Consider the following 20,817-nt stretch of genomic DNA (forward strand, 5'->3'; position numbering starts at 1 on the left):
AGGCTCCTTGAGACGTCGTCGTCCTGGGGGCCGTCGGCAGCCTGCGGTCGTGCGCGGGTGCCGCGCGGCGCGGCGGTCGCGGGGTGCGCGCCCGTCGTCGTGCGGTGGGGGTGGTACGACGGAGGGGCGGGCCGGACCTGGTACGACCAGGTCCCGCCCGCCCCCCGCGTGCTCGGCTCGACCGGAGGTCAGCCCTTCACCGAGCCGGACATGAGTCCGCCGATGAAGTACTTGCCGAGGATGATGTAGACCAGCAGTGTCGGCAGGGACGCGAAGAGCGCACCGGCCATGGACACGCCGTAGTTCTGCAGCAGCGCGCCGTTCGCGAGGTTGTTCAGCGCGAGCGTGACGGGGCCGTTCTGGCTCGAGGAGAAGAACACCGCGAAGAGGAAGTCGTTCCACGACGAGGTGAACTGCCAGATGAGCACGACCACGAAGCTGGGGATCGAGATCGGCAGGATGATCGACCAGTACGTCCGGAACATCCCGGCGCCGTCGACGCGCGCGGCCTCGATGAGCTCGTGCGGCACGGTCATGTAGTAGTTGCGGAAGATGAGCGTCGTGATCGGGATGCCGTACACGACGTGCAGCAGGATCAGCGACGGCACGCCGCTCGGGATGCCGAGGTCCAGCACGAGCTGGTTGAGCGGGATCATCACGGCCTGGTAGGGGATGAACATCCCGAACAGGATCAGGGTGAAGACCAGGTTCGAGCCCTTGAAGGACCAGCGCGAGAGCACGAACCCGTTGAGCGAGCCGAGGAAGGCCGCGATGATCGCCGACGGCACGACCATCTGCAGCGTGCGCAGGATCGCGGGGGACAGCGCGGTCCATGCCGTCTGCCAGTTCTCGAGGGTCCACACCTGCGGCAGCGACCACGCGCGAGCGGGCGACGCGTCGCCGGTGCCCTTGAAGCTCGTCACGAGGAGCACGTAGACCGGGATGAGCACGATGATCACGAAGAAGATCAGCGCGGCGTACTTGAGGGTGCGACCCACGGAGAAACGGTTCTTGGGCACCGTGCGGTGCAGGTCGATCGGGCGACCGGCGGTGTCCGGTGCCGGCACCGAGGTGGCTACGACGTCGGTCATCGCTTCTCCTGACGGTTGGTGCGGACCAGGTAGGGCACGATGACGACGGCCACGATGATCAGCAGGATCGAGCCGACCGCCGCGGCGTTCGCGTAGTCGAAGCTCGACTTGAACACGTACATGTCGACGGCCGGCACCTTGGTCTGGTAGTTCGCCGGCTTCGAGATCGACATGATGAGGTCGAACGACTTGAGCGACATGTGGCCGATGATGATGAGCGCGGAGAGCGCCACCGGCGAGAGCTGCGGGAAGAGCACGTGGCGGTAGAGCTTCCACTCGCTGGCGCCGTCCATGCGGGCGGCCTCGCGCAGCTCGTCGGGGATGCCGCGGAACCCGGCGAGGAAGAGCGCCATGACGTAGCCGGAGAGCTGCCAGATCGCCGGGATCGCGATGGCCGTGATGCCCCAGGTGACGTTGTTCCACCAGTTGTTCTGGAGGAAGTCGAGCCCGATGATCTGGAACAGCCGGTTGAGCCCGCTCGCCTGCGCGTCCTGGTTCGAGTTGAGGAGCCAGCGCCACACGACGCCGGAGGCGACGAACGACACGGCGAAGGGGAACAGGTAGACCGAGCGGAACAGGCCCTCGCCCTTGACGGGCTTGTCCATCATCCACGCCCAGAGGAAGCCCATGACGAGCGTGCCGGCGAGGAACACCACCGTGTAGAGGACGAGGTTCTTCAGCGAGTGCTGGAACGCCTCGCTGCCGAGCAGGTCGACGTAGTTCTCGAACCAGACCACCACGGACGGCTTCTGTCCCGTGGCCTGCGCGGCGGTGTGGTTGTCCGTGATCGAGGTCTGGAAGTTCGCGCCGATGAGTCCGTACACGAACACGCCGACGAGGATCAGCGAGGGGGCGAGCATCAGCAGCGCGGGGCCGGCTCGTCGTAGTGACTTGAGCATGGTGGGTCTTCCCGGTCGTGGGTGTGGGACGCGGCGCAGGGGGGCGCCCGGTGTCCCGGGGACGCGTTCCGGTCGCGCGGGTCCGCCGCGCGCCGACGGGAGGTTCCCGACGACGCGCGGCGGCTCCGGTGGAGCGGTGTCAGCCCTGTGCGGCGGCAGCGAGCTCGGACTGGTAGGTCGCGAGGTCGGACCCACCGGACGTGAACTTGCTCGTCGCGTCGGAGATCGCGTTGAGCGTCGCGACCGGCGCGGCGGCGCCGTGCGCCAGCGAGGACACGATCGTGTCGTTGCCGAACGACTCGATCGCCGTCTGCTGGTACTCCGAGAACTCCGACGGGTCGGCGTCGGTGCGGGCCGGGATGGAGCCCTTGGCCTTGTTGAACGCGACCTGGCCCTCGAGCGAGCCGACGGTCTCGAGCCACGCCTTGGCGCCGTCGGGGTGCGGCGCACCCACCGGGAGGGTGAACGAGTCGGCGAGGAAGTCGAACACGCCGTCCGTGCCCGGGACCGGGAACGCGGTGAAGTCGGTGCCGAGCGTCTTGCCCTGCTCCTCGAACGCCGCGACGGCCCAGTCGCCCATGACGTTGAACGCGGCGTTGCCGTCGATCACCATCTGGGTCGCCTCGGGCCAGTCGAGCCCGTCGCGGTCGGTGTTGGTGTAGCTCATGAGCTTCTCGAAGTCCTCGAGGGCGGCCGTGACCTCGGCGCCCTCCCAGTCGGTCGAGCCGTCCCACAGGCCGTTGTAGCCCTCGGCGCCGAGGTCCGCGAGGAGCACGGTCTCGAGCAGGTTGACCTGGGTCCAGGTCGTCGCGACCGACAGCGGCGTGACGCCCGCGGCCTTGAGCTTGTCGAGGTCCGCCATCCAGGCGTCCAGGTCCGCGTAGGTCGCCGCCGGGTCGACGCCGTTGGCCTCGAGGACGGTCGGGTTGGCCCACACGACGTTCGCGCGGTGGATGTTCGACGGGATCGAGTAGATCGCGCCGTCGTCGGACTTGAGGCGGTCGACGAGGTCGGCCGGGAAGACGTCGTTGAGGCCGAACTCGTCGTACAGCGACGAGACGTCCTCGATCTGCGCGGCGTCGATGTAGTCCTGCAGCTCGGCACCGGCGTGCGCCTGGAACGTGTCCGGCGGGTCCTGCGCCTGCAGGCGGGACTGGAGGAGGTCCTTCGCGGCCGAGCCGGCGCCGCCGGCGACCGCGCCGTTGATGAACTCCACGTCGGGGTGCTGCTCGTTGAACACGCCGACCAGCGCGTCGAGACCCGCCTTCTCGGAGCCCGCGGCCCACCAGGTGAACACCTCGACCTCGTCGCCGCCCCCCGAAGCGCCTCCGTCCCCGGTGCCCCCGTCACCGGAACCACCGCCGCTGCACGCGGCGAGTGCGAGACCCACGAGGGCGGCCGTCGCCACCGTCGCGCTCGTCCTGCGATCGATTCGCATCGTGATTTCCCTACGCCTTCTTCGGTCGTGGGGGACCGGCGAGACGACCACGTCTCATCGGCCGGGCGCACCGGCGCGCCCTCGAACCCGCTGCCCATACAACGACCCGGTGCGGCTTGATGTCAAGAAATGAACGCAAGCGTCGCCGAATCGTGATCTTCGCGTCAGGTCCTGCACGCAACCAGCGGTTCTGTCGAGTCTGGCCTAGGATGACAGCGCTGTCCAGTTCGTTCAGAAGATCGGCTCAGCGTCCACGCCCGGCCTGTCCCACCTGGACGGGAGTGCCCCGGCGGTATCCTGACCTGCGTGCGCGCTGACCGGGTGACCCCGGGCTCGCAGACTTCACTGCGTGAGGCCAACCGAGCTCGGATCGTGAGCGCCGTCCAGCAGCGTGGCTCCCTCACGCAGATCGAGCTGGCCGGCGTCACCGGCCTGTCCCCGGCCACCGTCTCCAACATCGTCAAGGAGCTCACCGGCGCGGGCGTCCTGCACACCTCGCCGTCCACGCGCAGCGGCCGCCGCGCGCTCCAGGTCACGCTCGCGCGCAACCTCGGGCTCGTCGCCGGCGTCCACTTCGGCACCCGGTCCATGCGCGTCGCGCTCGCCGACGCGTCCATGCGCGTCCTCGCGGACCAGCGCATGCCCCTGGCCCCCGACCACCGCGCGGACACCGGGCTGCAGCGCGCCGCCCTGCTCGTCGAGGAGATGGTCGCGTCCGTCGACGCCGCACCCGACGAGCTCCTCGCCGTCGGCGTCGGCGTGCCCGCGCCCGTCGACGTGCGCGCGGGGCGCATCGCGACGGTCGGCATGATGCGCGGCTGGGACGGCGTCGTGGTGCCCGAGGTGCTGGAGGCCGAGCTCGGCGCGCCCGTGACCGTGGACAACGACGCCAACCTCGGCGCGCTCGCCGAGACCCGGTTCGGGGCCGCCGTCGGGCACGACGCCGTCGCGTACCTGCGGGTCTCCCACGGCGTGGGCGGAGGGCTGGTGCTCGGGGGGCGGGTCGTGCACGGGCGCGCGGGCGTCGCGGGCGAGATCGGCCACGTCACCATCGACGAGAACGGCCCGGTGTGCCGGTGCGGCAACCGGGGCTGTCTCGAGATGTACGTCGGTGCCGGGGTGCTGCTGTCCATGCTCTCCGAGAGCCGCGGCCCCCTCACCCTGCGCGACGTCATCGCGCGCGCCCAGGAGGGCGACCCCGGGTGCCGCCGCGTCCTGTTCGACGCCGGCCAGCACCTCGGCGTCGCGGCCGCCAACCTGTGCAACCTGGTCGACCCCGAGATCGTCGTCGTCGGGGGACAGCTCGCCGACGCGGGGGAGGCCCTGCTCGGGCCGCTGCGCACGGCGCTCGAGCAGCGGACCGTGCCGAGCACCGCCGGCCCCGTCGAGGTGGTCGCGTCCGAGCTCGGGTCCGCCGCCGAGGTGCGCGGGGCGCTCGCCGTCGCGCTCGACCTCGCACGCGTCAGCGGGTCGCTGGGGGTGAGCGCATGACCGGGGCGACCGCCGCGCGCACGGGGCCGACCCGCCGTCGGGCCCGGACCGCCGTGACCGGCGCCCTGGCGGCCGTCGTCGTCGCGCTGCTCGCGCTCGCCGGCTGCGCCGCGCCCGAGGAGCCGACCGGGCCGTCGGAGGGGACCATCGGGCTCCTGCTGCCCGAGGCGAAGACCGCGCGCTACGAGACCACCGACCGCCCGACCTTCGTCGGCGTCGTCGAGCGCCGCTGCCCCACGTGCGAGGTCCTGTACGCCAACGCCGCCCAGGACGCCGCGAACCAGCAGCAGCAGGCCGAGTCCATGCTCGCGCGCGGTGCCGACGTGCTGGTCCTCGACGCGGTCGACGCGGTCGCCGCGGTGAGCATCGTCGCGGAGGCGCAGCGGCTCGGGGTGCCGGTCATCGCCTACGATCGCTTCGTCGAGGGTGCGAACTACTACGTCTCGTTCGACAACGAGCTCATCGGGTACCTCATGGGGGAGGCGCTCGTGGGCGCGGTCCTCGACCGCGCCGAGCAGGACCCGCCGGCGCAGGGCCGGCGGCCGGGCGTCCTGCTCGTGCAGGGCTCGCCGACCGACCCGAACGCCGCGGAGCTCGCCGCCGGCGCCCACCGCGCGCTCGAGGGAGAGGACATCGACGTGCTCGCCGAGTACGACACCCCCGACTGGAGCCCCGACAAGGCGACCGAGTGGGTCGAGGGGCAGCTCACGCAGTACAGCGGCCGCGTCGACGGCGTGTTCGCGGCGAGCGACGGCATCGCGGGCGGCGCGATCGCGGCGATGAAGGCCGCCGGCCTCGACCCCGTCCCGCCCACCACGGGACAGGACGGCGAGCTCGCGGCGGTCCAGCGCGTCGTCTCCGGCGACCAGTACATGACCGTGTACAAGGCGACCGCCCAGCAGGCGCGCACGGCGGCCGAGCTCGCCGTGCGCGTGCTCCGCGGCGAGGACCCCCGCGCGACCGCCGTCATCGACGGCGTCCCGAGCCTCCTCCTCGCGCCGCGCGCGGTCGGGATCGACGACGTGCAGCGCGTCATCGTCGACGGCGGGGTCTACACCGTCGACGAGATCTGCACCTCGTACTACGTCGACGCGTGCGTCGAGGCGGGGCTCCTGGAGGTCGCCCCGTGAGCGCCCCCGTCCTGTCGCTGCGCGGCGTCTCCAAGAACTTCGGCGGCGTCCGCGCGCTCGTCGACGTGGACGTCGACGTGCACGAGCACGAGGTGCTCGCCGTCGTGGGCGACAACGGCGCTGGCAAGTCGACCCTCGCGGGCGTCGTCGCGGGCGCGTTCCGGCCCGACGCGGGCGAGGTCCTGCTCGACGGCGCGCCCGTCGTCCTCGACTCGCCCGCGGCGGCGCGCGCGCACGGCATCGCGGCGGTGTTCCAGCAGCTCGCCCTCGTCGACGACCTCGACGTCGTCGAGAACGTGTTCCTCGGGCAGGAGACGCTGCGCGGCCCGTTCCTCGACGAGATCGCCATGGAGCGCGAGGCCTGGGGCTTGCTCGACCAGCTCGCCGCGACCGTCCCGTCCGTGCGCCAGCCCGTGCGCACGCTGTCCGGCGGGCAGCGGCAGGTTGTGGCCGTCGCGCGGGCGCTGCTGGGCGCACCACGCGTGCTCGTCCTCGACGAGCCGACGGCGGCCCTCGGCGTCCGGCAGACGGCCGAGGTGCTCAACCTCATCGAGAAGCTGCGCGAGCGCGGCCACGCCGTCGTGCTCATCAGCCACCAGGCGGGCGACCTGCAGGCCGTCGCCGACCGCATCGTCGTGCTGCGGCTCGGGCGCGTGCACGGCGAGTTCGCGGGTGACACGTCCTACGAGGACCTGCTCGCCGCGATGACGGGCGCCGTCCGGCCCGCGCGGTCGGGGGGCGCCACCCGGCCCCCGACCGGCCCCGGGCGCGAGCCGCGCGAGCGGCGCTCCGGCGGCACCGGGGCGGTGCACCGATGAGCGTCCCCGGCCGCACCTCGGGCGCGGCGCTCGACCGCTCGTCGACCGGCGCGCTGTCCGGGAGCGTCGTCCGGCAGCTGCGCGGCGCCCACCTCGGCATGCTCCCGATCGTCGGCGCGCTCCTGCTCATCTGGGTCGTGCTCGGCGCCATCAACCCGGCGTTCCTCTCGGCGGAGAACCTCGTCAACCTCACGCTCCAGAGCGCGCCCACGGGGATCATCGCGCTCGGGGTCGTGCTCGTGCTGCTGGTCGGCCAGATCGACCTGTCCGTCGGCTCCGTGAGCGGGCTCGCCGCGGCGGTGCTGGCGGTCGGGACCGTGAACCTGGACTGGCCCGTCGGGCTCGCGATCCTCGCGGCGCTCGCCGTGGGCGTCGTGGTCGGCCTGGGGTACGGGCTGCTGTCCACGCGCCTCGGGCTCGCGTCGTTCGTCTTCACCCTGGCCGGGCTGCTCGTCCTCGCGGGCGTGCAGCTGCGGGTGCTCGGTCCCTCGGGCTCGATCAACATCCCGTTCGAGTCCTGGCTCGTGCGCACCGTGCAGCAGGGCTTCCTCGCGCCGGCCGCCGCCTGGGTCCTCGTGGTCGTGGTGGTGGTCGGGTACGCCGCGCTGCGCGTCGTCGACCACCTGCGTCGCGTGCGCGCGGAGCTGCCGAGCCCGGGCCTGGGCCGGATCGCGGTCCGCACCGCCGTGCTCGCCGCGGTCCTCGTCGGCTCGGTCGCGTACCTGGGGACCGCGCGCGGGATCGGCTACACGGTCGTGCTGTTCGTCGCGCTCGTCGTGGTGGTGGACGTCCTGCTGCGCCGCACGCGCTGGGGACGGTCGGTGCGCGCCGTCGGCGGGAACCGACGCTCCGCGCTCCTCGCGGGCGTCGCGGTGCGGCGGACCGTCGTCTCGTGCTTCGTCGCCTGCTCCACGTTCGCCGCACTGGGCGGCATCCTCGCGGCCGGGCGTCTCGCCGCCGCGAACCAGGGCACCGGCGCCGCCGACACCTACCTCACGGCGATCGCCGCGGCGGTCATCGGCGGGACGAGCCTGTTCGGCGGACGCGGGAGCGCATGGTCCGCGCTGCTCGGCGTGCTGGTCATCCAGTCGATCGCCAACGGGCTGACGCTGCTCAACCTCGACACGGCGACGCGATACATCGTGACCGGAGCGGTGCTCCTGCTCGCTATCGTCGTCGACATGCTCATCCGCGGTCGACGGGAGGTCTGATGATGGTGATGCAGGGGGAGAGCACGGGCGCGCTCCCGCCGGGCGGGAGCGCGGCGACGGCGCGGGGTGCCGTGACGGGCACCCCGACGGAGACGGCGGCACGCCCGCACGCAGGGCGCGGAGGCCGACGGCCGACCCTCGCGGCCGTCGCGGAGGTCGCCGGCGTGAGCCTCAAGACGGCGTCGCGCGTCCTCAACGACGAGCCCAACGTGGCGCCGCAGACGCGGGCCAAGGTGCAGGAGGCCGCGCAGCGGCTCGGTTTCCGCCGCAACGCGGTGGCGGCCGACCTGGCGCGCGGTGGCTCCTCGCGGCTCGTCGGCTTCGTCACCGGCGACCTCGCGAACCCGTTCTACTCCGCGCTCGCGAGCGGGATCGAGCGCGAGCTGCGTCACCACGGGCTCCAGCTCATCACGACGAGCTCCGACGAGGAGCCCGAGCGCGAGCGCTCGCTCACGGAGGCGCTCGTCGAGCGCCGCGTCGGCGCGCTCGTCGTGACGCCCACGTCGACGGACCACTCGTCGCTGCGCCGCGAGCTCGACGACGGCCTGCCCGTCGTCTTCATCGACCGGCCCGCGCAGGGCGTCGACGCGGACACCGTCGTCATCGACAACCGCGGCGGGGTGCGCGACGCCGTCACGCACCTGCTCGCGCACGGGCACCGGCGGATCGCCCTCGTGGGAGACGTCTCCCGCCTGTGGACGTTCCAGGAGCGTCGCGACGAGTTCGTCGCGACGCTGCGCGGCGCGGGCGTCGAGGACCCGTCGCGGTACGTGCGGGACGGTGCTCACGACGCCGATCTCGCGCGCGCGTTCGTCGCGGAGCTCCTGGCCCTCCCGGAGCCCCCGACGGCGTTCGTCACGGCGAACAACAAGATCACGGTCGGTGCGCTCCACGCGCTGCGGGACCGCGTGTCCGCGGGCGGCGCGGCGGACGTCGCGCTCGTCGGCTTCGACGACTTCGAGCTCGCGGACCTGCTGAACGTGACGGTCGTGGGGTACGACGTCGTCGAGATGGGGCGCCAGGCTGCGTCGCTCGCGGTGTCACGGGCCGAGAACCCGGAGCTGGCCCCGCGCCTCGTCGTGGTGCCCACGCGCCTCGTCGTGCGGGGCACGGGCGAGGTCTCCGGCCCGGGAGCCTAGGCCCGCGGGCCCAGGAGCCCGGGCCCGCGGTGCCGGGCGCGACGGCAGCGTCCCGTCCGGTCCCGGCGGCGTCGGCCGCGTTGACAAAGACCGTCGCCCGCGCATAAGTTCGGGCTGCCCCTGACAACGCTTCCCCCCTGCGCGTTGTCAGGGGCACCCCTGCAGCCTGACAGCGCTGTCAGATGATCGAAGGAGATCGCGAGCATGACCAGACCCCTCCCGCCCGGACGCGCGGACGCCGCGCGCTCCAGGAGCGGCCGCGCGAGGCCCCTCGGCCTCGCGCTCGCCGCGGCCCTCACCGTCCCTCTCGCAGTCCCCGTCGGCGTCCTCACGGCAGCCCCCGCCGCTGCCGCGGAGCCCGGGGACTTCTCGTCGTCCTTCGAGTCGGGAGACCCCGCAGCGCTCGCCTCCGCGGTGGCCGAGCGCGACGGCGCGCCCTGGCAGGCGAACGTCGGGTCGTTCACGAGCGGCCTCCCCGGCAGCGTGCTCGGGAAGCTCAAGGCCGTCACGGCGAGCGCCCAGAACCTGCCGAACGAGGGCGCCGCGAACCTCGCGGACGGCAGCTCCGGCACCAAGTGGCTCGCGTTCGCCTCGACCGGCTGGGTCCGGTACGAGTTCACGGAGCCGGTCTCGTTCGTCGCCTACTCGATGACCTCGGGCGACGACGCCGCGGGCCGCGACCCGAAGACCTGGACGATCGAGGGCTCGAACGACGGCTCCACGTGGACCCCCCTCGACCAGCGCACCGACGAGGACTTCCCGAACCGGCAGCAGACGCGCAGCTTCGAGCTCGACGAGCCCACCGAGGCGTACACCTACCTGCGCCTCAACGTGACCGCGAACTCGGGCGACTCCATCGTCCAGCTCGCCGGGTGGGACCTCTCGGACGACCTGAGCGCGGGCCCCTCCGCCGCGCCCATGAACACCAAGGTCGGCACCGGGCCCCGCGTGAGCTTCACCAACAAGGCGGGCGTCGGGTTCTCGGGCCTGCACTCGCTGCGGTACGACGGCTCGCACCTCGCCGACGGCGAGACCTACGCGACCAACGTGCTCTACGACGACGTCGACGTCGTCGTGGGCGAGGACACGCGCCTGAGCTACACGATCTTCCCCGAGCTGCTCGACGACCTGCAGTACCCGTCCACGTACGCGGCGGTGGACGTGCTGTTCACCGACGGCACCTACCTGTCCGACCTCGGCGCGCGCGACGCGCACGAGACGGTCGCGACGGCGCAGGCCCAGGGCGAGGGCAAGATCCTCTACGCCGACCAGTGGAACTCCGTGCGGATCGACCTCGGCGACGTCGCCGCGGGCAAGACCGTCGACCAGGTGCTGCTCGGCTACGACAACCCGGGCGGCCACGCGGGCACCAAGTTCGCGGGCTGGCTCGACGACGTCGCGATCACCGCGAACCCGGCGACCATCGACGGCTCGAGCCTCGCCAACTACGTCGACACCCGTCGCGGCACGCTCGCGTCGGGCAGCTTCTCGCGCGGGAACAACATCCCGGCGACGGCGACGCCCAACGGCTTCAACTTCTGGGTGCCCTACACCAACGCCTCCTCGCAGAGCTGGCTGTACGAGTACCACAAGGCCAACAACGCCAACAACAAGCCCGTGCTCCAGGGATTCGGCGTCTCGCACGAGCCGAGCCCGTGGATGGGCGACCGCAACCAGCTCACGTTCCTCCCGTCGACGGCGTCCGGGACGCCCGACGCCACGCTCTCGACGCGCGGTCTCGAGTTCGACCACGCCGACGAGCTGGCGCGTCCGGACTACTACGGGGTCACGTTCACCAACGGGTCCGCCATCGAGGCGACGCCCACCGACCACGGCGCGGTGCTCCGGTTCAGCTACCCCGGCGCCACGGGCCACGTGCTCGTGGACAAGGTGGACGGCTCGTCCAAGCTCACGTACGACCAGGCCACGGGGACGCTCTCCGGGTGGGTCGAGAACGGCTCGGGCCTGTCCGTGGGCCGTACGCGCATGTTCGTCGCCGGCACCTTCGACCGTAGTCCGACGGCGGTCGGGACGGCGGCGGGCAACCGTGCGGACGCGCGCTTCGCGACGTTCGACACGTCGTCCGACAAGACGGTCGAGCTGCGCGTCGCGACCTCCTTCATCAGCCTCGACCAGGCGCGCAAGAACCTCGACCTGGAGGTGACGGGCAAGACCTTCACGGAGGTCAAGGCCGCCGCCGCGCAGGCGTGGAACGACCGCCTGGGCGTCATCGAGGTCGAGGGAGCGAGCGAGGACCAGCTCGTCACGCTGTACTCCAACCTCTACCGCCTCAACCTGTACCCGAACTCGCAGTTCGAGAACACGGGCACGGCGCAGGCGCCGGTGTACAAGTACGCGAGCCCGGTCTCCGCGACCACGGGCTCCGCGACGGACACGCAGACGAACGCGAAGATCGTCGACGGCAAGATCTACGTGAACAACGGGTTCTGGGACACGTACCGCACGGCCTGGCCGGCGTACTCGTTCCTCTACCCGGAGCTCGCGGGCGAGCTGGTCGACGGGTTCGTCCAGCAGTACCGCGACGGCGGCTGGGTCGCGCGCTGGTCCTCGCCGGGCTACGCCGACCTCATGACGGGCACGAGCTCCGACGTCGCGTTCGCGGACGCGTACCTCAAGGGCTCGCTCCCGACGGCCACCGCGCTCGAGGCGTACGACGCCGCGCTGCGCAACGCGTCCGTCGCGCCGCCGAACAACGCCGTGGGCCGCAAGGGCCTCCAGACGTCGCCGTTCCTCGGGTTCACGCCGGAGTCCACGCACGAGTCCGTGTCGTGGGGCCTGGAGGGCCTGATCAACGACTTCGGCATCGGCAACATGGCCGCCGCCCTCGCGGAGGACCCGGCCACGCCGGACGAGCGTCGCGAGACGCTGCGCGAGGAGTCCTCGTACTTCCTCGAGCGCGCCACGCACTACGTCGAGCTGTTCGACCCCGAGGTGGACTTCTTCGTGCCGCGGCACGCGGACGGCACGTGGGCCGTCGACCCGGAGACCTACAACCCTGAGGCCTGGGGCGGCGGGTACACCGAGACGAGCGGCTGGAACTTCGCGTTCCACGCGCCGCAGGACCCGCAGGGTCTCGCCAACCTCTACGGCGGCAAGCAGGGCCTGGAGGACAAGCTCGACCTGTTCTTCTCCACCCCGGAGAAGGGCGCCGGCAACGGCGGCATCCACGAGCAGCGCGAGGCGCGCGACGTGCGCATGGGCATGTGGGGCATGAGCAACCAGGTGTCGCACCACATCCCGTGGCTGTACGACGCCGCGGGCGCGCCCTCGAAGACCCAGGAGAAGGTCCGTGAGGTCACCCGCCGCCTGTTCGTGGGCAGCGAGATCGGCCAGGGCTACCCGGGCGACGAGGACAACGGCGAGATGTCGTCGTGGTGGATCTTCGCCTCGCTCGGCTTCTACCCGCTCCAGGTCGGCTCCGACGAGTACGCGGTCGGCTCGCCGCTCTTCGACAAGGCCACCGTGCACCTGCCGGACGGCGACCTCGTGGTCAACGCCGAGAACAACTCGGTGGACAACGTCTACGTGCAGTCCCTCGCGGTGGACGGCGAGGCCCGCACCTCGACGTCGCTCTCCCAGGCCGACCTCTCGGGCGGCGCGACGCTGGACTTCGTCATGGGTCCGGAGCCGTCCGACTGGGGCACGGGCGAGGACGACGCGCCGCCGTCGCTCACCGAGGGCGACGAGCCCCCGGCACCGGTCCAGGACGCGACGACGTCGGGCCTCGGCACGACGACCGTCGCGGACGGCGACGCGGCGACGAGCGCCGCGGCCCTGACGGACAACACGTCCGGCACGCGCACGACGTTCGCCACGACCACCCCGTCGATCACGTGGGCGGGCAACGGCATCCGGCCGACGGTCGAGTCGTACACGCTGACCTCCGGGGCGAGCGGGACGGCGTCGCCGTCCGCGTGGACCCTCGAGGGCTCCGACGACGGCGAGACCTGGACGACCCTCGACGAGCGGTCCGGCGAGCAGTTCCGCTGGGCGCTGCAGACGCGGCCGTTCACGGTCGCGGAGCCGACGGCGTTCGCGCAGTACCGCGTGACCGTCACCGCGGCCTCGGGCTCGGGCGCGCTGTCGCTCGCCGAGGTCGAGCTCCTCGCCGACCCGAAGGCCTCCGGGGCCGAGGAGCTGACGCTCTCGGCCGCGCCCGACCGCGACACGGTCACCGGGCGCGAGGTCTCGGGCTCGTTCGCGACCCTCACCGGGGTCGAGGGCGACGCGTCGGCGCTCGACGTGCAGGTCGCGTTCGGCGACGGCTCCGAGCCCGTCGCGGGCTCGCTCCAGGCCGGTGCGTTCGGCGGGTACGCGGTGAACGCCGCGCACTCGTGGGCCGCCCCGGGCGTCTACCCCGTGACCGTCACGGTCTCGGGCGAGGGGATCGAGCCCGTCTCGACCACCTCGTACGTCTCCGTCTCCCTCCTGCGCGAGGGCTCGCTGCTCGCGGCGTACGACAACGTCTGCATCGGCGACCTCGGCACGACCGTCGGGTCGTGCGACGGCCAGGGCGTCTTCTTCGACCGGGCCCAGCTCGCGGCGAAGGGCTTCGTCCAGGGCCAGCGCTCGACGGTGCCCGGCACGGACCTCGCGTTCGACGTCCCGGCGGTCCCCGCCGGCCAGCCGGACAACGCGACGGGCGACGGCCAGACCATCGAGCTCGAGGTCCCCGCGGACGCCGAGCAGCTCTCGGTGATCGGCACCGGCACGGAGAAGAACCAGCAGGCCCAGGGCGTGCTGACCTTCGACGACGGCTCGTCGCAGCCCATCGACCTGAGCTTCGGCGACTGGTCGGGCGCGGCGCGCAACCCGGTGTTCGGCAACATCCCCGTCGCGGTCACGGACAACCGCCTGCGCGGCGGCAGCCCGCAGACCGGCACCCCTGCCGCGTTCTTCGCGACGGCGCCGATCACGCTCCCCGAGGGCAAGCGGGCCGTGAGCCTCACGCTCCCGGACCAGCCGGGCGAGCTCGCGCGCGACGGCCGGATCCACGTGGTCGCGGTCGCGCACGACGGCACGTTCGCCGAGCACCCCGCGCTCGAGGTGACGGTCGCGGACGGTGTGACCCTCGCCGTCGGGCAGTCCGCGGACGCCGTGCTCGCCCAGGTGACCGGCGGCCGCGAGGGCGCCGAGCTCCGCGCGGCGGTCACGTGGGGCGACGGCTCCGACGTCGCGGCCGGCACGGTGACGGACGGCTCCGTCTCCGGGGCGCACGCCTACGCGGCGGCCGGGACGTACACCGCGTACGTCGTGGTCGACGACGGCTGGACCAGCCAGGTGGTCGAGGTCCCCGTGACCGTGACCGAGGGCCAGCCGCAGCTCGCGATCGACGTCACCGTGAGCACGCGCTGCCTCGCCGGCAAGGCGTACGTCGCGGTCCGCGCCGAGAACGGCGAGGACGCGCCCGTCGCGATCCGCCTCGTCACGCCGTTCGGGACCAAGGAGTTCGCGGCCGTCGCGCCGGGGGCCAACGCCTACCAGTCGTTCGCGACGCGGGCGACGTCGGTCGAGGCCGGCACGGTCACCGTCGAGGCGACCCGAGGAGACCAGGGGGTGACGGCGTCGATCACGGCGGACTACGCGGCCGTGACCTGCGGCTGAGCCCGTGAGCATGCACCACCGGCGGTGCCCCGGGATGATCGTCCCGGGGCACCGCGCCGTACCGGCACCGCGCCCGGTGCGGCACCACGTTCCCAGCACGAGAAGGACCGAGACATGACCGAGCACCCGTCCGAGCAGCCCTCGCCCGCAGCGGCCCCCCGGGTCGACCCCACGGCCGACCTCACGGCGTGGCGGCGCGACCAGCTCGCCGACCTCCTGTACTTCGGCGCGGCCTCGCTGCGGTCGGACGGCGCCGCGCAGTGGCTCGACGACGACGACGTCCCCGACCTCGCGCGGCCGGTGCACACGTGGATCACGTCGCGCATGGCGCACGTCTACGCCTTCTCCTCCTTGCTGGGCGTGCCCGGCGCGGGCGAGCTCGCGGACAAGGCGCTGCGGGGTCTGCGGGGCGTGCTCGTCGACGCGGAGTACGGCGGCTGGGTGTCCTCGCGCGGTCCGGGCCCGCGGCCCGGCGACTTCGCTGCGACGGAGGAGGGGGCGGTCGACGGCACCAAGAGCGCGTACGCGCACGCGTTCGTGGTGCTCGCCGCGGCGTCGGGGACGATCGCGGGCCGCGAGGGCGCGCGCGAGCTGCTCGACGCGGCGCTCGCCGTGCTCGACGAGCGGTTCTGGGAGCCCGGGCCCCGGATGCACGCGGACGAGTGGTCGCGCGACTGGACCACGCTCGACGCGTACCGCGGGGTCAACGCCAACATGCACGCGGTCGAGGCGCTGCTCGCGGCCCACGACGCGACGGGCGACGCCGAGTGGCTCGGCCGCGCCGCGTCGATCGCGGACCGCGTGATCGGCTGGGCGAGCGAGAACGAGTGGCGCATCCCCGAGCACTTCGACGCGGACTGGAACCCGCTGCCGGACTACAACGCCGACCGCCCGCGCGACCCGTTCAAGCCGTACGGGTCGACGCCGGGGCACGGGCTCGAGTGGTCGCGCCTCGTCCTGCAGGTCGACGTCGCGGCCGGCACGCCCGGTGCGCGCACCGAGGCCGCGGTCGCGCTGTTCGACCGCGCCGTCGCCGACGGCTGGGACGGCGAGCACGGCGGCGGGTTCGTGTACACCGTCGACTGGTCCGGGGTACCCGTCGAGCCGCGCCGCTACCACTGGGTCGCGGCCGAGGCCGTCGCCGCGGCCGACGTGCTCGGCCGGGTCACGGGGGAGTCGCGCTTCGCCGAGGCCGCCGCGGGGTGGTGGGCGTGGATCGACAGGTTCCTCGTCGACCCCGAGCGCGGCTCGTGGCACCACGAGCTCGACACGTCCAACCGCCCCGACGGCGTCACGTGGGTCGGCAAGCCCGACGTCTACCACGCCGCCCAGGCCGTGATCCTCCCGGACCTGCCCCTGACGGGCTCGCTCGCCGCATCGGCCAAGGCCGCCGGCAGCATCCTGGGCTGATCGCCCACCCCCAGACCGCCGAGCCCGGGGTCGTTCCCCACGTCACCGTCGCCGTGAGGAGCAACCCCGGGGTCGGCGCACCCTCCTGAGCGACACCCCCACGATGTTGACTATTCTTCGTGGGGGTGTCGCTCTCTCGCCGAGCCGCCGGAGATGTTGTTACGGCACTTGGAGAGTTGTGGGCGTGGGAGGAGCAGGGAGTTTCGGGAACGTGGTCGTGGCTAGGCGCCGAAGCGGTGGTGCGACGTTGATGGTGGGGGCGTTCCTGACGAACCGGCTGGCTTCAAGGCCCGGCACTCCGGCGGCCCAACCCCAGAGCTCGATGCCGCTGACGGTCGGCTGGGCTTCAAGGAAGTACGGAAAAGCGGGGCGGGGTTCCTGCTCCAGTTTCGATGAGGGGCCGTACTGGAAATCGCCAATGAGCCCGACGCGTTCGAGCCCCCAGATGATGTGGAGAAGCATCTCGGTTGCCGGAAGCGGGTTCTCAGGGTCGTTGACCACGGAAACGAACTCGTTGAGGTCCAAGACAATCGTTGCCTTTGGCCGGTCGGAAGCGCCAGCCAGGTAGACATCGGTGCGGCCGCGGAGGCCCTCCGCCCACTCCCTGTAGAGCACGTAGTGGGCGCGGAGCTGCAGCGAACTCAACCGGGACACGAGGTCCGACCAGACCACCGCGCGGTCATCACGGCCACCGGGGCTCCTGCTCCCAGCCAGCACGCCGCTGAGGTACTCCGCCATGATCTCGTCGTCACTGAGCGTGCCGTCCTCCAGCACGCGGTACGCGACGCGAGGTGGGACCGTCCCCTCGCGACTCTCGGACTTCTCTGCGGCCTTCCTGAGAAGCTTCTCGGCGCGCGAAGCCCGCTGGCGGGCAACCATCTCGCGAAGCTGGTCGCCGTACTCGTCCATCGCAGGCCCGAGCAGTCGTATCAGCAGGTTGCTCGTGACCTTCGCCGACTCGTTCGCGTGCGAGTCTGCCGCCTTTGCCACTGCTCCAGTGATGATCGGGTCCACGTTGTCCTCCCCAGTCCGTTGCGGCGATTCTGCCGGAAGCCACTGACGTGGAGGGGGGTGAAGTTCGGGTCTCAGTGCCCCTTCTGCCGCTTACTAGAGCGCGGCTGCGGGCGCTGGCCTCTCTTCGGTGCTTCCGGGCTCGTGACCGGGGCCGAGGCCGGGGCGGACACCTGGGGTGCTGCCGTCGCGTTGATCGCCGAGCGTCCACCGAAGACTGACTGGATCGCATCGGCAGTGAGGAAGACCGAGGCGATCTGTCGGTCATCGACGCCCCGGTTCTTGTGACCAAAGTCCGAGCGCATCGCAAGCATCAACTGGGTCATAGAGGTGATCTGCCTGACCGCCCGCTCGTTTGTCGGAACGGCGTCCCAGTCGGTCATGCGAAACTCGGCCCACTGCGCCACCGCCTTGTCCGAACCCCACAGGATGAGCGACCGGCTGAACTGGTTCATCGCCTCGACGTTGGCCGCGTCGACTGTGCTCCCGCCCCCGTTGCGCACGCTGAGCATCATGTCGAACATCGCGGTGATGTACTTCTGGTACGGCTCGGCGTAGAGCTGGCGGAGCTCCTTCTTGATCTCACGGCGGGTGTCCATGATCTTGGTGACCACCACCGTGAGCGCGGCAGCGAGCACGCCACCGCTCGCGGTGATCATCGCCTTGGCGACGTCATCCTCCAGGGACGTGAAGCCGAGCCACAGCAGCCAGACGAGCGCTACTGCTCCGGCCACCATGACGAGAAGCAGTACGAGTCCGAGTACGAAGAGGGACTTGCTAGAGCCAACGTTCTGCTTGTTATCCACCCTTGCCTCCTCAGCTTGCGGCCGAGGGTAGCGGCCAGCGCCCACACGGCTACTGCGTGATGATGTGTCCGGTTCGTGATACCCCGCGGGCATATGCCCAGGTCAATGACTGGCATCACACTCGGTTGTGATGGGCTCGATCGGACGAGTGTCCGATAAGACCGAGTGTGCTTGTAGGTCTTCTGGGCGAGCCGCCGGGGTTCCGGGTCACTCCACCGTGAAGATCGAGTCCATGCCGCGATCCAGATGGTACGACCACGACACGGTGATGTTGTCCCACGACTCCGTCTGTCGTCCGTCCATCGACGTCGTCTGTTCCATGTGCGACACCACCGAGCTCGGTGTGTCCAGTGCATCGACGATGCAGAACAGCTCCTCCGACGAGGCCCCGGCTGAGTCGTCGCCCCCCGGTGATCCACGGTGAGGGTGCGTCCCTCGTCTCCCACCTGGAGTCCCGGATCACCGTCGTCCAGGCCGCACGCGGACATGGCGGCCTGGAGAACGGCCTGCTGCGCTTCCTTCGCCGCAGCCGCAGCATCGGCCCGTGCCTGCTCGTCGGCGGCCTCCTGTGCCGACGTCATGCCGAGCGTGCCGATCACACCGACCACCAGACCCAGGACGCCCGTGATCGCGGGCAGTACCCACTGGGGCCGCCCGATGGACCTCGACACGACTGCAGGAGAGCCCGCGGGCTCGACGAGGTTCGCGCCGGGGACGCCTTCTCGCTCTCCCGGTCCCGGCGTGGTCACTGCTTCACCCACGAGCCGCAGTTGGACGACTCGAAGTCCTGGCCTCCGACAGCGTCACGGAGAGGTTGCCCTGCGTGCCGAAATCGTTCGCGACGATATCGTCGCCGTTCGATCCCGTCACCGAGATCTTCCAGTAGCAGCGCGTCCCCACGACAGGTTCAGCGACCCGGTACGCGCCGGGCTCGACATCGGTCCCGACCGTCCAGCGGCCAGGCTGGATGGTGTTCGCCGCGATCTGCTGTTCGGTCGCCGTCACGGCGGCCTCACGCGTCCCGATCTCGTTCTCGCGCTGCGCCACGGCGGCCTCTGCCGCGGCGAGGTCTGCTTCGCGGGACTTGCGGTCCTCGTTCTCCGCGGAGACCTCCTCGAGACGGTCCTGTGCGATGTCGAGCTTGTCCTGCAGGTCGTCGCGGGTCTCGCGCAGGTCCAGCACCTTCTGCGCTTCGTTCCGCGTGACCTGGTGTTGTGCGACCCAGGCACCCGCGGCGCCGAGCAGCAGCACCGTCAGCGCGGCGATCAACATCAGGAGCGTCCGGTTCTTCGCGACGTAGGTCCCGACGCCGTTCGATGCCGGGCTCGGTACCGGAGGGGGTGGGACAGGGGCGTGCTCATAGTCGACTCTTCTCGTGCGGGAACACGACGAGCGTCCCGTAGTTCCCGTACGGGACTCTTATCGAGAGAGGGTGAAATAGCCAGATTCACCCGTCTGGTGTTGCTGGTGGTCTCGTCCATGAGTCGACCGCCGGGTGAGCATGTCAGCGGCGCAAGCGCCTGACCCGTGCCAGGGACGTGCTGAAGCCGACCGGCGTCATCATCGTCGCGATCGACCACAACGAGCAGGCGCATCTGAAGCTGCTCATGGACGATGTCTTCAGAGCCGCGAGCTCGTGGGAGCGGCGTGCTCTTGAGCTGGAACTGAAGCGACCTGGCGTGGTCGCCTGGTACCGCAACCCGACAGGCGGCACACAGGCCGTCGCCGTCCCGTACGGCCCCGTGGGCGGGCAGAGGACGGTCTACCCGGACGTTGTCGTGTTCCGGATGATCGACGGCGCGGTTCGCGTCGACATCATCGACACGCATCGTCCTGACCACGGCGACACAGCCCCGAAGTGGTCGGCACTCGCAGCCTGGGCGCGCCGGGTCAACGCTGGTGAGTTCGACATCGACGACACCTTGGATGGTCTCGGGCGGCGTCCACGGCTGGGCCGCGTGTGGGCCGTCATCAACAATCGCGACGACCTGCTCTTCGTCGACCTGCTCGAAGACGGGATCGGCGAGCAGCTCGGGACGATCGCCGAGACGGGTGCTGGAGTCTGAGGTTCGAGCCTTGTTCGCAGACCGGGGCTCACTTCTCTGAGCAGACGGGCATCCTGCACTCGCCCGACGTCAATTCGCGTGCCGATCCGCAGGGGACGCAGGTGATCGGCACTCGTTTATGCATGTACCGGTATGCTCGAACCATGAGCACAGCGGGGACGATCAGGGCGTGCCGTGAGCGGGCCGGGATGAGCCAGTCCGAGCTCGCGGCACGGGCGGGGACGTCGCAGCCGGCGGTCTCCCGGTACGAGTCAGGGGCCAGCTCGCCGTCGGTCAAGACGCTGGAACGGCTTCTCGCCGCGGCCGGAGCGCGCCTCGAGCTCGCCGCCATCCCCGTCGAGCGCCGATTCGACGCCCGCACGCCGCGTATGGCACATCTCCGTGCCCACAGGCAGGAGATCCGGGCCGCCGCCCGGCGACACGGGGCGACCGACGTCCGGATCTTCGGTTCGGTGGCGCGGGGCGACGACGGTCCGGACTCCGACGTCGACATCCTCGTGGACCTCGACGTCCGTCGCCTCGGGCTCCTCCCTGTCGCTCGTCTCGCGGACGAGCTGTCAGAGCTGCTCGACGAGCAGGTCGACGTCGTCCCCGTCGACGCGTTGGCGCCCCATGTCGCGGAGTCTGCGCTCGCACAGGCGGTGTCGTTGTGAGCCGGAGCGAGGCGGAACGTCTCGACGAC

At 71.4% G+C, this 20,817-nt stretch carries 15 protein-coding genes; 9 read left to right on the forward strand and 6 right to left on the reverse strand.

Going from position 1 to position 20,817, the window contains the following annotated elements; translation table 11 throughout:
* Positions 1 to 188 precede the first annotated feature (188 nt).
* The 3 genes from ABRQ22_RS15795 to ABRQ22_RS15805 form a co-directional block, all read right to left on the reverse strand.
* Entirely contained in the window at positions 189 to 1,091 is a 903-nt protein-coding gene (locus ABRQ22_RS15795; protein ID WP_253052372.1) for a carbohydrate ABC transporter permease, read from the reverse strand.
* Entirely contained in the window at positions 1,088 to 1,990 is a 903-nt protein-coding gene (locus ABRQ22_RS15800; RefSeq protein ID WP_237841486.1) for a sugar ABC transporter permease, read from the reverse strand. The genes ABRQ22_RS15795 and ABRQ22_RS15800 overlap by 4 nt, the downstream gene beginning before the upstream one ends.
* 139 nt (positions 1,991 to 2,129) lie before the next feature.
* Positions 2,130 to 3,428: an ABC transporter substrate-binding protein gene (locus tag ABRQ22_RS15805; protein WP_253052374.1), complete on the reverse strand. Its 1,299-nt coding sequence runs from the start codon at positions 3,426 to 3,428 to the stop codon at positions 2,130 to 2,132.
* A gap of 372 nt (positions 3,429 to 3,800) precedes the next feature.
* Between ABRQ22_RS15805 and ABRQ22_RS15810 the strand changes: the two genes are divergently transcribed.
* The 7 genes from ABRQ22_RS15810 to ABRQ22_RS15840 all read left to right on the forward strand — a co-directional run bounded on the left by ABRQ22_RS15810 (position 3,801) and on the right by ABRQ22_RS15840 (position 16,252).
* A complete protein-coding gene (locus ABRQ22_RS15810; protein WP_253052376.1) occupies positions 3,801 to 4,919 on the forward strand; it encodes an ROK family transcriptional regulator in 1,119 nt (372 codons plus the stop codon).
* Complete coding sequence (locus tag ABRQ22_RS15815) at positions 4,916 to 6,049, forward strand: substrate-binding domain-containing protein (protein WP_253052378.1); 1,134 nt, start codon at positions 4,916 to 4,918, stop codon at positions 6,047 to 6,049. The genes ABRQ22_RS15810 and ABRQ22_RS15815 overlap by 4 nt, the downstream gene beginning before the upstream one ends.
* Complete coding sequence (locus tag ABRQ22_RS15820) at positions 6,046 to 6,867, forward strand: ATP-binding cassette domain-containing protein (protein WP_353707412.1); 822 nt, start codon at positions 6,046 to 6,048, stop codon at positions 6,865 to 6,867. Before ABRQ22_RS15815 ends, ABRQ22_RS15820 begins: the two co-directional genes overlap by 4 nt.
* Positions 6,864 to 8,078 carry a sugar ABC transporter permease gene (locus ABRQ22_RS15825; RefSeq protein WP_353707413.1) on the forward strand — a complete coding sequence of 405 codons (1,215 nt, stop codon included), beginning with the start codon at positions 6,864 to 6,866 and terminating at the stop codon, positions 8,076 to 8,078. Before ABRQ22_RS15820 ends, ABRQ22_RS15825 begins: the two co-directional genes overlap by 4 nt.
* Positions 8,078 to 9,217: a LacI family DNA-binding transcriptional regulator gene (locus tag ABRQ22_RS15830; RefSeq protein ID WP_353707414.1), complete on the forward strand. Its 1,140-nt coding sequence runs from the start codon at positions 8,078 to 8,080 to the stop codon at positions 9,215 to 9,217. The genes ABRQ22_RS15825 and ABRQ22_RS15830 overlap by 1 nt, the downstream gene beginning before the upstream one ends.
* Positions 9,218 to 9,421: 204 nt before the next feature.
* The gene (locus tag ABRQ22_RS15835) at positions 9,422 to 14,842 is read left to right on the forward strand and encodes a GH92 family glycosyl hydrolase (RefSeq protein WP_353707415.1); all 5,421 of its coding nucleotides are present in this window, start codon (positions 9,422 to 9,424) and stop codon (positions 14,840 to 14,842) included.
* Between the two features lie 114 nt (positions 14,843 to 14,956).
* Entirely contained in the window at positions 14,957 to 16,252 is a 1,296-nt protein-coding gene (locus ABRQ22_RS15840) for an AGE family epimerase/isomerase (protein ID WP_253052388.1), read from the forward strand.
* 159 nt (positions 16,253 to 16,411) lie between these two features.
* Here ABRQ22_RS15840 and ABRQ22_RS15845 read toward each other — a convergent pair whose 3' ends face one another.
* The 3 genes from ABRQ22_RS15845 to ABRQ22_RS15855 form a co-directional block, all read right to left on the reverse strand.
* Entirely contained in the window at positions 16,412 to 17,266 is an 855-nt protein-coding gene (locus ABRQ22_RS15845) for a hypothetical protein (protein WP_353707416.1), read from the reverse strand.
* Between the two features lie 71 nt (positions 17,267 to 17,337).
* Entirely contained in the window at positions 17,338 to 18,069 is a 732-nt protein-coding gene (locus ABRQ22_RS15850) for a hypothetical protein (RefSeq protein WP_353707417.1), read from the reverse strand.
* 753 nt (positions 18,070 to 18,822) lie between these two features.
* Positions 18,823 to 19,341 carry a hypothetical protein gene (locus ABRQ22_RS15855; RefSeq protein WP_353707418.1) on the reverse strand — a complete coding sequence of 173 codons (519 nt, stop codon included), beginning with the start codon at positions 19,339 to 19,341 and terminating at the stop codon, positions 18,823 to 18,825.
* A gap of 266 nt (positions 19,342 to 19,607) precedes the next feature.
* Here ABRQ22_RS15855 and ABRQ22_RS15860 point away from each other — a divergent pair, with 266 nt between their 5' ends.
* Complete coding sequence (locus tag ABRQ22_RS15860; protein ID WP_353707419.1) at positions 19,608 to 20,135, forward strand: hypothetical protein; 528 nt, start codon at positions 19,608 to 19,610, stop codon at positions 20,133 to 20,135.
* A 143-nt stretch (positions 20,136 to 20,278) separates the two neighbouring features.
* On the forward strand, positions 20,279 to 20,788 hold the full coding sequence (locus ABRQ22_RS15865; protein WP_353707420.1) for a helix-turn-helix domain-containing protein: 510 nt from the start codon (positions 20,279 to 20,281) through the stop codon (positions 20,786 to 20,788).
* Positions 20,789 to 20,817 lie beyond the last annotated feature (29 nt).

It is taken from the genome of Cellulosimicrobium sp. ES-005 (assembly GCF_040448685.1).
GTDB lineage: Bacteria > Actinomycetota > Actinomycetes > Actinomycetales > Cellulomonadaceae > Cellulosimicrobium > Cellulosimicrobium cellulans_G.

What these genes read in the sequence shown, in the direction of transcription:
- ABRQ22_RS15825 (WP_353707413.1), top strand. Translation starts at nt 6,864, where the DNA reads ATGAGCGTCCCCGGCCGCACCTCGGGCGCGGCGCTCGACCGCTCGTCG.
- ABRQ22_RS15835 (WP_353707415.1), top strand. Translation starts at nt 9,422, where the DNA reads ATGACCAGACCCCTCCCGCCCGGACGCGCGGACGCCGCGCGCTCCAGG.
- ABRQ22_RS15855 (WP_353707418.1), bottom strand. Translation starts at nt 19,341, where the DNA reads ATGTTGATCGCCGCGCTGACGGTGCTGCTGCTCGGCGCCGCGGGTGCC.
- ABRQ22_RS15800 (WP_237841486.1), bottom strand. Translation starts at nt 1,990, where the DNA reads ATGCTCAAGTCACTACGACGAGCCGGCCCCGCGCTGCTGATGCTCGCC.
- ABRQ22_RS15805 (WP_253052374.1), bottom strand. Translation starts at nt 3,428, where the DNA reads ATGCGAATCGATCGCAGGACGAGCGCGACGGTGGCGACGGCCGCCCTC.
- ABRQ22_RS15840 (WP_253052388.1), top strand. Translation starts at nt 14,957, where the DNA reads ATGACCGAGCACCCGTCCGAGCAGCCCTCGCCCGCAGCGGCCCCCCGG.
- ABRQ22_RS15795 (WP_253052372.1), bottom strand. Translation starts at nt 1,091, where the DNA reads ATGACCGACGTCGTAGCCACCTCGGTGCCGGCACCGGACACCGCCGGT.
- ABRQ22_RS15815 (WP_253052378.1), top strand. Translation starts at nt 4,916, where the DNA reads ATGACCGGGGCGACCGCCGCGCGCACGGGGCCGACCCGCCGTCGGGCC.
- ABRQ22_RS15830 (WP_353707414.1), top strand. Translation starts at nt 8,078, where the DNA reads ATGATGGTGATGCAGGGGGAGAGCACGGGCGCGCTCCCGCCGGGCGGG.
- ABRQ22_RS15865 (WP_353707420.1), top strand. Translation starts at nt 20,279, where the DNA reads ATGAGCACAGCGGGGACGATCAGGGCGTGCCGTGAGCGGGCCGGGATG.